The sequence below is a fragment of the Nonlabens ulvanivorans genome, assembly GCF_032922765.1.
GTDB classification, from domain to species: Bacteria; Bacteroidota; Bacteroidia; order Flavobacteriales; family Flavobacteriaceae; genus Nonlabens; species Nonlabens ulvanivorans.
The window spans coordinates 1,237,063-1,249,378 of sequence record NZ_CP136694.1; the positions used below are offsets into that span (position 1 = coordinate 1,237,063).

Annotated in this window: 9 protein-coding genes and 2 tRNA genes; 2 read left to right on the top strand and 9 right to left on the bottom strand. The window is 33.5% G+C overall.

What is annotated here, in order from left to right; genetic code table 11:
- Positions 1–2 precede the first annotated feature (2 nt).
- The 7 genes from ppk1 to R1T42_RS05660 form a co-directional block, all read right to left on the bottom strand.
- Entirely contained in the window at positions 3–2,054 is a 2,052-nt protein-coding gene (gene ppk1, locus R1T42_RS05630; RefSeq protein WP_317291621.1) for a polyphosphate kinase 1, read from the bottom strand.
- Positions 2,051–2,536, bottom strand: coding sequence for a SixA phosphatase family protein (locus R1T42_RS05635; protein ID WP_317291622.1), 486 nt, complete (start codon positions 2,534–2,536; stop codon positions 2,051–2,053). The genes ppk1 and R1T42_RS05635 overlap by 4 nt, the downstream gene beginning before the upstream one ends.
- Positions 2,537–2,546: 10 nt before the next feature.
- Positions 2,547–3,191 (bottom strand): pyridoxamine 5'-phosphate oxidase, encoded by a 645-nt coding sequence (pdxH, locus tag R1T42_RS05640; RefSeq protein ID WP_317291623.1) that lies wholly within the window; start codon positions 3,189–3,191, stop codon positions 2,547–2,549.
- A 98-nt stretch (positions 3,192–3,289) separates the two neighbouring features.
- A complete protein-coding gene (locus R1T42_RS05645; RefSeq protein ID WP_042247121.1) occupies positions 3,290–4,045 on the bottom strand; it encodes a patatin-like phospholipase family protein in 756 nt (251 codons plus the stop codon).
- Between the two features lie 57 nt (positions 4,046–4,102).
- Positions 4,103–4,177: transfer RNA gene (locus R1T42_RS05650), tRNA-Pro, on the bottom strand.
- A 28-nt stretch (positions 4,178–4,205) separates the two neighbouring features.
- Positions 4,206–4,289: transfer RNA gene (locus R1T42_RS05655), tRNA-Ser, on the bottom strand.
- Positions 4,290–4,385: 96 nt separating this feature from the next.
- Entirely contained in the window at positions 4,386–6,428 is a 2,043-nt protein-coding gene (locus R1T42_RS05660) for an HD family phosphohydrolase (protein ID WP_317291624.1), read from the bottom strand.
- A 144-nt stretch (positions 6,429–6,572) separates the two neighbouring features.
- Between R1T42_RS05660 and R1T42_RS05665 the strand changes: the two genes are divergently transcribed.
- Entirely contained in the window at positions 6,573–7,748 is a 1,176-nt protein-coding gene (locus R1T42_RS05665) for an acetyl-CoA C-acyltransferase (protein ID WP_317291625.1), read from the top strand.
- A gap of 7 nt (positions 7,749–7,755) precedes the next feature.
- Positions 7,756–8,502 (top strand): C40 family peptidase, encoded by a 747-nt coding sequence (locus tag R1T42_RS05670; protein ID WP_036584887.1) that lies wholly within the window; start codon positions 7,756–7,758, stop codon positions 8,500–8,502.
- A gap of 48 nt (positions 8,503–8,550) precedes the next feature.
- Here the strand turns inward: R1T42_RS05670 and R1T42_RS05675 are convergent, their stop codons facing one another.
- Entirely contained in the window at positions 8,551–9,738 is a 1,188-nt protein-coding gene (locus R1T42_RS05675) for a tetratricopeptide repeat protein (protein WP_317291626.1), read from the bottom strand.
- A 17-nt stretch (positions 9,739–9,755) separates the two neighbouring features.
- Positions 9,756–12,278: a DNA gyrase subunit A gene (gene gyrA / locus R1T42_RS05680; RefSeq protein ID WP_317291627.1), complete on the bottom strand. Its 2,523-nt coding sequence runs from the start codon at positions 12,276–12,278 to the stop codon at positions 9,756–9,758.
- Positions 12,279–12,316: the final 38 nt, after the last annotated feature.

The window sequence follows — 12,316 nt, forward strand, 5'->3', positions numbered from 1 at the left end:
TATTAAAGTTGATTTTTGTAATAATCATATGTTACAAATTGGGATCGTATAGGGCTATCATCCTGTTTTACATATAAATTAAGTTGTTCTGAACAAATCTCTCTGGCTTTTACATTATCATTCCAGCAGATATCTAAGGTATCTAAAATTTCTTTCTTAACAGATTCATCATATATAGGACAAGCAATTTCAACACGGTTATCGAGATTGCGCCCCATCATATCTGCACTCGATATATATACTTCTACATCTCCATCATTATAGAACTGATAGACTCTTGGGTGCTCAAGGTACTTATCTACGATACTAATAACCTTAATATTTTCACTCATACCTATCACTCCAGGAATTAAACAACATATACCTCTAATGATAAGATCTATTTGAACACCTGCATTAGACGCTTCATAGAATAGTTCTATCATCTTAAAATCAGAGAAACTATTCAATTTCATTCTTAAATGTGCTTTTTTTCCCGCTTTCGCCAAAGCGATTTCTCGACGAACCTTTTTCTCTATATTATTTCTAAGTGAGTGAGGAGATACTAGAAGATGTTTGTATCTATATAACTTATAATTGACTTCAAAAAAGTCAAATACTTTATCTACTTCTTTAAGTATTTTTTTATTTGCAGTAAACAAGGTGTAATCTGTATAAATACCGGCTGTAGCTTCATTAAAATTACCAGTAGATATAAATCCATATCTTACTATTTTACCATCCTCTTCTCTATTTATAACACAAGCTTTACAATGCACTTTAAGACCAGGAACTCCAAAGATGAGCTTAACTCCTTCTTCCTGCATTAGTTCTGCATAATTAATATTTGCCTGTTCATCAAATCTCGCTTGAAGCTCTATTGAAACTGTAACTTCTTTACCATTTTTTGCAGCATTTATTAATGATGCTGCGATTTGAGAAACTTCTGCAAGTCTGTAAATTGTAATTTTAATGTTAAGCACTTTAGGATCTAAAGCAGCTTCTCTTAAAAATTTAACCGTATTAGAAAAGGTATGATATGGTGCATATTGTAAAATATCTCTTTGAGAAATTTTCTCTAATAGACTACCTCTCATAGATACTCCTTTTATAGGTAATGGAGTTTTTTTCTCATACAATAAATCTGTCCTACCTAGTGAAGGAAACATTAAATAATCACGTCTATTGTGATATCGACCACCTGGTATTATAGAATCTGTATCATCTATTTCTACCTTACTCATAATAAAATTTAGTGTTTCTTGATGAATCGATTTATCATAGACAAATCTTACTGGATCACCGTCTTTGCGATCTTTAACACTACGACTTATTTTTTCAATGAGACTTTTTTTAAGGTCTATATCGATGTCCAACTCTGCATCAAGAGTCACTTTAATCATGTGCGCTTCTAGATGGCTGTATTCAAAAATATTGAAGATATAGTGCATCCTATCTCTAATCAAATCATCTAAAAGGATAATATATTGTTTATCATCACCATCAATTGAAGGTAACTCTATAAAACGATTTAGGGATTTTGGAATTTCTAGGAGCGCATATCTTACAGGTAAACTTGAATCTTTCATTACCATTCTTACAGCCAAATATCCTAAACCGTCTCGCAAGGTTGGAAATTCAGACTCATCACTTACCATTATAGTTGCAAGTGCAGGACTCACATAATTATTAAAATAAGATCTGATGTAATTTTCATGTTGGGGAAGAATTTCAGTTTCATCTACTAGAATGATATTTTCATTTCTTAGTTCCTCTTCAAGTTGATTTAGCACTTCAAAACTCTTGGCTTGATCTTTTATAACCTCGGCAGTTATTTTTTCTAATAAGTCCGCCGCAGTAACTCCACCTAATGATTTTGTAGCATTCTTACCAGCTCTTAATATACGTTGTATGGTTGCATATCTAACTCTAAAAAACTCATCTAAGTTGTTAGAAAAGATTCCTAAAAATCTTAATCTTTCAATTAAAGGAACATTTATGTCTGCAGCTTCTTGTAAAACACGATTATTAAATTTTAACCAGCTTAATTCTCTATTGAAATATCTAGGACTCATTTTAGATTTTTTGGGAAAAAGTGTGCAATTGTTTGACCGTTACTTATATCTGACCATTGAGTTGTATTAAACTCTATAATTACCGCGCCGGTAGTAGGTATATTATCAAAATAATTAGAACCTAGTGCATTCACTGTATCGGTAAGGCCGTGATTATGTGAAAAAACCATAAGTGTATCTATATCATTTGTGCATGACTTAATTTGACTAATTAAGTCATTACTATCAAATGTATAAAGCTCTCTTTTCAATTTAAATGATAGTAAATTATAATCGATATATTCACTTACAATAACGGCAGTTTGAAGCGCTCTGGCAGCAGTGCTACTCCAAATCTGTTGAGCGCTTATGAAAGCCGAATTGAGATGTTTTCCTATTAGATGAGCATCATTGATACCTCGTTCCAGTAGAACACGATCGTGATCACGAACGTTTAATTCCCAACTCGATTTGCCATGTCTGATTAAAATTAGCCTTTTCATAGCAAACTTTTTATGGAGCTAATCGATTACTAGACCAGTCTGATCCATTCATTACATATAAAAATCGATCATGAAGTCTATTGGGTCTACCCTGCCAAAATTCAAATGATATGGGAGAGATTGAGTAGCCACCCCAATTATCTGGCAATGGAATTTCTTGATTTTCAAATTTAATTTTATAATCTTCTAGTTGCTGCTCAAGTTCTGTTCTAGTTTTCACTATTGAACTTTGGTTACTTGCCCATGCTCCCAATTGGCTACCTCTAGGTCTACTTTTAAAATAGGAACACGATTTTTCAGTAGAAACTTTACTTACATCTCCTTTAATAATGATCTGTCTTTCTAAAGCAGGCCAAAAAAAATGTATTGAAACCTTGGAATGTAGCTCCATAGATTTCCCCTTCTCAGAACCATAATTTGAATAAAAGATAAAACAACCTTTTTCAACTTCTTTAAGTAACACAATACGAGATTTAGGATAGCCATCAACTCCTAGAGTGGTTAAACTCATTGCATTTACCTCATCAACCGACATATGTGATTTAGCTTCATTAAACCATTCCTCAAATAAGTCATATGGGTTTTGAGGAAGACTATCTTCTACTAAAGCACCTTTGCCATAATTTTTCCTAAGATTTTGAAGATCCCTTTGCATATAAATTGCTTTACCGCAATTTACGCAATAAAGGTTTTATAGGATAAATATGTCCATTAAAACTGAATCCATATTATATTAAAATTAGAAAAACAGAATCAATCAAAAAGTAATGATTTATCTAATTGTCTACAGGCATTTTCATAACCAATATCAAACATTTTACGCAAAGACCTAAAGCTAAATAAGCCAAATGGATAAAGCTCTTCTGGTTCAAACATTAAATCAGCTTGATAAAACTTAGAAGAATCTCGATGATATTGACTAATTGAATAAGCACGTCCTGCAACATCATAAGAATGTTTCATTTTTTTATTTAATGGCTCTATCTTGTTAACATAACTACCTAATTTTATATCACAATCTTCTAATAAGTCAATAGGAAAGTTATTAATTACTCCACCGTCAATGTAAACATTATCATTGATAGTTACCGGTGTAAATACTCCAGGAAAAGCTGCACTCGCTAAAATAGCCATGTACAACTCTCCAGAATCAAAAAGTTTAAGTGTTGCCTTATTGAGGTCTGTTGCAGCAACAATTAATGGTAGTTTTAAAGACTCAAATGAATCAACAGGAATATAGGAACTAATATGATCAATAAACACATTAGATTTTATAAAACCTGGTTGCCCAAACGCAAATTTACTAGGGTGAAATAAATTAGAACTTCTGAAAAATTTATAGATATCTTCAATATCTATGTCAGCAGCATATAAGGCGCCTATTAAAGCTCCAGCACTTGTACCTGAAATTTTATGAACTAGTACATCATGCTCTTTTAAAGCCTTAAGAACACCAGCGTGGGCAATCCCTTTTGCACCACCACCAGAAAGGGCTAATCCTACTTTCATAAAATGGAATTTAAAAATAAAAAAAACCTTAAAATCATAAGATTGAAAGGCTTTTTGTCGGGGTGGCAGGATTCGAACCTGCGACCTCCTCGTCCCAAACGAGGCGCGATGACCGGGCTACGCTACACCCCGAAAAGATCATCTATTATTTAGAAAATTGCGGAGAGACAGGGACTCGAACCCTGGCGACGGTTGCCCGTCGACAGATTAGCAATCTGCTCCATTACCACTCTGGCACCTCTCCTAAATAAAAAGAACTATGCGATTGTTTCCAAAAGCGGTTGCAAAGGTAATTGATATTATAGTTCCTGCAAGCATTTTTGAAACTTTTTTGTAAAAATTATTCTGGGTATTCTATTCTCAAATGATAGATATTAGCTAACTTCTTTTTAATCACTGACTTGATAATTTCAATTTGTTTAAACGTTATGTCAGCATTTATAAATTGTTTTTCTTCTACTTGTTTGTTAATGATATTTTCTACTAACATATTAATACTAGTAGAAGTAGGATTTTTCAAACTCTTAGAGGCTGCTTCAACACTATCTGCAATCATTAAAATTGCTGTTTCCGGACTAAAAGGTTTAGGTCCCGGATATTGATAATCCTTAATATCTAAATTAGGATTACTTGCTAATGCTTTTTTGTAAAAGTAATAAACGGTAGAATCACCATGATGAGTTCTTATAAAATCAATAATTCGGTCGGGCATTTTGTATTTCTTTGCTATCTCAATTCCCGTAATCGTATGATTAATAATAATGGAAGCACTCTCTTCGGGATCTAAGTCGTCATGGGGATTAATACCACTACCTTGGTTTTCAGAAAAATATGTCGGATTCCCCATTTTACCAATGTCATGATATAGAGCTCCCACTCTAGCTAACATTGCATTAGCATTTATAGCGTCTGCCGCTGACTCTGCAATATTAGCAACATTTAAAGAATGATGAAAAGTACCTGGCGCTTTATTAGAAAGCTCTTTTAATAACTTGGAATTAGTATCTGACAATTCTAATAAGGAAACATCACTAACTAAACCAAAAAGCTTTTCATAAATATAAATAAGCGGCCAAACAAACAACATCGCTAATCCACATAAAATGAAATAACTTACTTTATTCCACTCCCAACCTATTACACCGCCTTGATTAATAGCGTAAAATGCAAAATAAGAACTTACGTATATCAAAACAATTTGACCTATAGTAATAAAGAGATTAGCTCTTTTATAAATTTCTGAACTAGATAAAATAGTTACAATTCCGGCAATTATCTGAAGAAATAGAAATTCCTCTCCATTAGGTACTATAAAGCTTAATATTAAGATTGTCAAAACATGAGTAAACAGACCTACTCTTGCATCAAAAAAAGATTTAAGAATCAATGGTAAAATACACACAGGAACAACATATACATAAAGAGAATTTATATTTACAACTAAAGTTGTAAGTAGGATAATTGTTAGTAAGTTGAAAAATATAAAAAGTAATTTCCGAGAGTTGTTATAAATATCTGGTCGATAATTAAATAGGAATAATAGTAAAATCGTAAAGGTTAACGCCACTAAAATAATATAACCTATTAATCTCCAAACATATTGAGATTCCGACCAAGTTTGCGCTTGATAAGTTTCATTCAAAGTATTTAGTATTTGATATTTTTCTCCTTCAACAATTTCGCCTTGAGCTATTATACGAGAATTTAAAGGCACCACACCTCTAGTAGGTAATACTTTACTCACTTCATCTTCTATAATTTGATTAGTAAGATTCAGATTTAGATTTACATTGGATTTAATGTTTTTTAATAAAACCTCAGCAAGCCACTTTTTATCCTTAAACTCTGTTTCTTTAATTATAGAAGTTATTTTGTTTTTAAGGTCCTTAGGCTTCACTATTTTATGATAAGCAACCTCTTCAAAACCTTCCTTTGTTTGAATTATAACAGACTGATTTTCATCTATTTCAAGTGGCTTTTCTAGATAATAATTTGTGTAAAATTGATCTAAAACAAAGTCTACTTCATTAAATTCTCTATCTAAATTTGATGTAATGATAGTATCAGGAGTGATAATTCGATACTCATTTTGAACAATTTCCTTGACAACATAGGATATATTAGGTTCGATATCAAAATACTTAGGCGTATTCTGCTTAATAAAATCAATTTCTTGTTTAATAGCATCTGGACTTTTCTTTATAGGAAAAGAAAACGGAGCATATAATGTCTCATATTGCCATGGTTCACCTTTTTTGTAATCGTATTTGAATCGATCACTTTTAGGGAAAAAGTAGATTGTTATAATTGTGGACGCAATTATTATGGCAATTCGGATTAAAATATCCTGATACTTATAGAAACTAGAATTATTCTTTTTCATCATTTACAAATTAACAATTTAGTTTGGAGATCTGTTTAAAAGCTACATAAAATATGTTACTCTATTAATTACAACTCTAATTAAGTATAAACTTCACTTTTTATCATATGAATATTGTTTATTTTCGCGCTAAAAGAGATTGTAATGAAGAAAGTAGTTATTGTATCATATGCTAGAACACCCATAGGCAGTTTTATGGGGAAATTATCTACTATCCCTGCTACTAAATTGGGTAGTATCGCTATAAAAGGTGCACTTGATAAAATAAATTTAGATTCGAATTTAGTAGGAGAAGTTATAATGGGAAATGTAGTTCAAGCAGGCACTGGTCAGGCGCCGGCAAGACAAGCTGCATTAGGAGCGGGATTATCTATGGATGTTCCGTGTACCACCGTTAATAAGGTATGTGCAAGTGGAATGAAAACAGTAATGATGGCTGCTCAAGCTATCGCCTGTGGTGATAAAGATATTGTAGTCGCTGGTGGTATGGAAAATATGAGTATGATTCCGCATTATGTGCATATGAGAACAGGACAGAAATTTGGCCCAGCTACTTTAATAGACGGAATGCAAAAAGATGGACTCGTTGATGCATATGATCAGAATGCGATGGGTGTTTGCGCTGATTTATGTGCGCAAGAACATGATTTCTCAAGAGCTGATCAAGATGATTATGCCGTACAGTCTTACCAAAGGTCAGCACTTGCTTGGAAAAACGGGAAGTTTGATAATGAAGTCGTTCCTGTTGCTGTTCCTCAACGTCGTGGTGAAGACATTATTGTAGATCATGATGAAGAATATACGAACGTTAAAATAGAGAAAATTCCAGCTTTACGAGCTGCATTTAGTAAAGACGGTACCGTAACCGCAGCAAATGCCTCGACTATCAATGATGGTGCTGCTGCTTTGATTTTAATGAGTGAATCAAAAGCTTTATCTCTAGGCTTAACTCCTATTGCCACTGTGTTAAGCTATGCAGACGCGGCACAAGAACCAAAATGGTTTACAACTGCTCCTGCAAAAGCTTTACCTATTGCATTAGCAAAAGCAGGCCTCACTCAAAATGATGTAGACTTTTTCGAGTTTAATGAAGCTTTTGCCGTTGTTGGATTAGCTAACATGAAGATTCTAGGATTAACAGATAAAAATGTTAATGTATATGGTGGTGCAGTTTCATTAGGTCATCCATTAGGATGCAGTGGTGCACGAATTATCACAACCTTATTAAGTATATTAAACCAAGAAAATGGTTCTATAGGAGCTGCAGCAATCTGTAATGGTGGCGGTGGCGCAAGTGCAATGGTAATTAAAAAAGGTTAATTTTTTTATGAAGTACGGGATTTGCCCTATTTCGGTTGCGCCAATGCGTCTTGAAGCAAAGGATACTAGTGAAATGGTATCTCAAGTACTCTATGGAGAATATTTCAAAATAATTGAAGAACGAAAGAAATGGGTCAAAATTAGATTAGCTCATGATTCTTATGAAGGGTGGATCGATATTAAACAAATTATTGAAATAGAAGCTGAAACGTATCATGAAATTGATCGTTCTAAGCATGAATATGCCAAGGATTTAATTAGTCATATAACACATCATAATGAATCTTTGAGTACAATCACAATCGGCGCTCAGGTTTCAACTTCAAAATACCTAGCAGATTCTTATCAGCTTGAAAGTACTTCAGGAAGTAATAAATCAGATTTAATTAATAACGCCTTATTATTACTTAACTCTCCTTACTTATGGGGTGGAAGAACTCCGCTAGGAATAGATTGCAGCGGCTTTACCCAATTGGTTTATAGATTGTGTGGATTTAAATTAAATCGAGATGCCAGTCAACAAGCTAAGCAAGGAGAAGTACTTAGTTTTATAGAAGAAGCAGAAGAAGGAGATTTAGCTTTTTTTGATAACAATGAAGGTCACATAACACATGTAGGTTTAATAATGAGAGATAATTACATTATTCACGCACACGGTAAGGTCCGAATAGACCGGTTAGATCAAAGCGGAATATTTAATGTGGAAAGACATTTACATACTCACAAATTAAGAGTTATTAAAAAAATTATGTAATAAAAAAAGCCTGCTAATAGCAGGCTTTTTTTATTGCATAATTGAAAATTACAGCTTAGCCTTCATTGCTGTAATTTTATCTTCCATAGAAAATACACCATAAAGACTAATAAGCGTATTAATTATATTCTTGTTACTAGAATCAAGATTATGAGCCTTTTCATACACCTGTATTGCTTTATTATAAAGAGTTTGTTGATCAGCAGCACTTGTCGTTTCTAGATTTCCTTTTTGCACATAGGCTACACCTAAATTAGATAGAGAAATAAAATTATCAGGTTTCATAGATAAACTTTTCTCATAATACTTAATAGCCTGATCATATTCTTTAGCATTAATTGCTGCTAACGCTAGATTATCATAAACTTTAGGATCTTTAACTTCATCTGACAATGCTTTATTTGCTTCCTCATATTCTTTCATCATCCCTAAAGTCAAATAATTATCTGCTTTAGATATCTTCAAAGATTCATCATTACCATAAAGCTTTAATGCTTTAGAAAATGTTGCTTTAGCTGATGCCATGTCACCATTATTCTTTTGTAACCAAACTAAATTAGTTACTATACGTCCTAATTGTGAAGGGGATTTAGATTCTGAAGGAGAAACATGTGACCCAGTTTTAACGGACACATCTCTCAAAGTCAAATTTGGAAAAGACTCTTCTACCTTTGTCAATTTATTAACAGCTGTATAAGTAATTACTTCACCCGTAAATCCTTTATTGAATAATTTTAAATATTGCTCCTCTGCTTGTTCAAATTCTCCAACTTGATAAGCTAAATTTGCAGCATTATAAAGCATATTTAAATCCTGTGGTGATTCAGAAGAAAGTTTATTAACTATCTCTAAAGCACCACTATTATCTTTAGAATTTAATTTTTTATTTGCAATTTGCAACAAACTATCGTTAATATACTTTTTTACTTGGCCCATCAATGCAGGATTACTATACCCTAAACTTTCTGCTTTATTCATAGCATCTAAAGCAGCATAAGCAGTTTCTAAAGTAGGCTTAGTCTCACCTGTTACATCTATTAGTGATGCAGCCTTGTAAAAACTATACTGTCCTTTATACTCTTCCTCTACTTCAGATTCATTAATAGTTGAAAAAATCTCAATCGCTTCAGGTAAATCACCTTTCGTAATTGCATTTTCAATCTTTCTGAATTCACGCTTCTGAGCAAATCCTAAAGCAGCAATTGCTAGAAATAATATCGTTAATCTAATTTTCATCTTGAAATGTTTTTAATTTATTCTTCGCTATCATCATTTACAACAGTCGTGCCATCACTATTCAAATCAGCGTCACTACCGTCTTCATTGATTTCAGAGTCTTCTTCCTGAGCAACTTTCGCGACAGCGGCAATTGAATCGTTTCCTTTTAAATTAATTAAACGCACTCCTTGGGTTGCACGTCCCATAACTCTCAGGTTTTTAACATCAATACGTATAGCAACTCCTGACTTATTGATGATCATAAGTCCATCATCATCCGTTACATTCTTAAGAGCTACTAATCCTCCAGTTTTTTCAGTAACAGAAATTGTTTTCACACCTTTTCCTCCACGATTGGTTTCTCTATAATCATCTAGACTAGACCTTTTACCATATCCTTTTTCGGATACTACTAAAATATTAGAATCCATATCATTTACAGCAACCATACCGATGACCTCATCATTATCATCTGCAAGTCTTATTCCTCTAACACCGCTAGCATTTCTACCCATAGCACGTGTTTTTGCTTCGTCAAATCTGATAGCCTTACCACTTTTAAGACCTAACATCACATGGCTATCACCAGTTGTAAGCTTGGCCTCTAATAAAGTATCTCCTTCACGAATAGTTATTGCATTAATACCGTTAGTACGTGGTCTGGAATACTGTTCTAAAGATGTTTTCTTCACCACACCTTTTTTAGTACACATGATCACATAATGACTATTAATATATTCTTCATCTTTAATATCTTGAGTACAGATGACAGCTTTTACATTATCGTCTTGTTCAATATTTATTAGATTTTGAATCGCTCTACCTTTAGATGTACGACTACCTTCAGGAATTTCATAAACTCTCATCCAGAAACACTTTCCTTTCTCTGTGAAGAACAACATATATTGATGATTGGTCCCTACAAAAATATCTTCTAGGAAGTCCTCATCACGTGTTGTACTTGCTTTTTGTCCAACTCCACCTCTATTTTGAGTTTTATACTCAGTAATAGGAGTTCTTTTAATGTATCCTGCATGCGAAATAGTTATAACAACCTGTTCATCAGCAATCATATCTTCTATAGATAAATCACCACCTGCATATTCTATTTGAGAGCGACGTTCATCACCATACTTTTCCTGTACTTCAATTAATTCTTCTTTAATAATCGTCATACGACGATCTCTATTTGCAAGAATATCTTTTAAGTCAGTGATTGTAGCCATTAAGTCTTCGTATTCATTACGTAACTTATCCTGTTCAAGACCGGTAAGTTGTCTTAAACGCATTTCTACAATTGCTCGAGCTTGAATTTCTGATAGCTCAAAGCGCTCAATTAGTTTTTCGCGAGCCTCTTCTCCATTCTTACTACTTCTTATTAAAGCAATAACTTCATCTATATTATCAGAAGCAATAATTAATCCTTCAAGAATGTGGGCTCTTTCTTCTGCTTTACGCAATTCAAATTGTGTGCGTCTTACAACTACTTCGTGTCTATGTTCCACAAAATAGTGGATCATCTCTTTTACATTAAGAAGTTGTGGACGTCCTTTTACAAGGGCAATATTATTAACACTAAAAGAAGATTGTAAAGCCGTATGCTTATATAATTTATTGATGACAATATTAGGAATTGCATCACGTTTTAAAATATAAACGATACGCATTCCATTACGGTCAGACTCATCTCTAATCATAGAGATACCTTCTAATTTCTTCTCGTTAATTAGATCTGCCGTTTTCTTAATCATATCAGCTTTATTCACCTGATATGGTAATTCATCAACGATGATACATTCTCGACCTTTTACTTCTTCTAGTCTCACACGACCACGTATTTTAATACGTCCTCGTCCTGTATGCATAGCATCCTTAACACCATCATAACCATATATAATACCACCAGTAGGAAAATCTGGAGCTTTTACATGCGTCATTAATTCATCGATCTCAATGTCATTATTGTCTATGTAAGCAATAGTTCCATCAATAACTTCTGTAAGGTTGTGTGGCGGCATGTTAGTAGCCATACCTACAGCGATACCAGAAGCTCCATTAACTAATAAGTTAGGAATTCTAGTAGGCATTACAGTAGGCTCATTTAATGTATCATCAAAATTGAGCTGTGTATCTACAGTTTCTTTATCTATATCTGCAAGGATTTCTTCAGATATTTTTCTCATTCTAGCCTCAGTATAACGCATAGCTGCTGGTGGATCACCATCAACACTACCAAAGTTACCTTGACCATCAACAAGCATATATCGTAGTGACCAATCTTGCGCCATACGCACCATAGTGTCGTAAACAGACGTATCACCATGTGGGTGATACTTACCTAATACTTCACCTACTATTCTCGCACTCTTTTTATATCCTCTATTAGACAATACACCTAGCTCATACATACCGTAAAGAACACGCCTGTGTACTGGTTTTAATCCATCTCGCACATCTGGCAGTGCTCGTGACACTATGACTGACATCGAGTAATCGATGTATGCTGATTTCATCTCATCCTCGATGTTAATCGGGATTAACTTTTCTCCATCTGCCATTTAAAAAACGTTTAATTAATACTTTTTTAATAAGCAAG

Coding starts and splice junctions, on each gene's coding strand:
- gyrA (WP_317291627.1), bottom strand. CDS start 12,278: ATGGCAGATGGAGAAAAGTTAATCCCGATTAACATCGAGGATGAGATG.
- R1T42_RS05645 (WP_042247121.1), bottom strand. CDS start 4,045: ATGAAAGTAGGATTAGCCCTTTCTGGTGGTGGTGCAAAAGGGATTGCC.
- R1T42_RS05635 (WP_317291622.1), bottom strand. CDS start 2,536: ATGAAAAGGCTAATTTTAATCAGACATGGCAAATCGAGTTGGGAATTA.
- R1T42_RS05665 (WP_317291625.1), top strand. CDS start 6,573: ATGAAGAAAGTAGTTATTGTATCATATGCTAGAACACCCATAGGCAGT.
- ppk1 (WP_317291621.1), bottom strand. CDS start 2,054: ATGAGTCCTAGATATTTCAATAGAGAATTAAGCTGGTTAAAATTTAAT.
- pdxH (WP_317291623.1), bottom strand. CDS start 3,191: ATGCAAAGGGATCTTCAAAATCTTAGGAAAAATTATGGCAAAGGTGCT.
- R1T42_RS05660 (WP_317291624.1), bottom strand. CDS start 6,428: ATGAAAAAGAATAATTCTAGTTTCTATAAGTATCAGGATATTTTAATC.
- R1T42_RS05675 (WP_317291626.1), bottom strand. CDS start 9,738: ATGAAAATTAGATTAACGATATTATTTCTAGCAATTGCTGCTTTAGGA.
- R1T42_RS05670 (WP_036584887.1), top strand. CDS start 7,756: ATGAAGTACGGGATTTGCCCTATTTCGGTTGCGCCAATGCGTCTTGAA.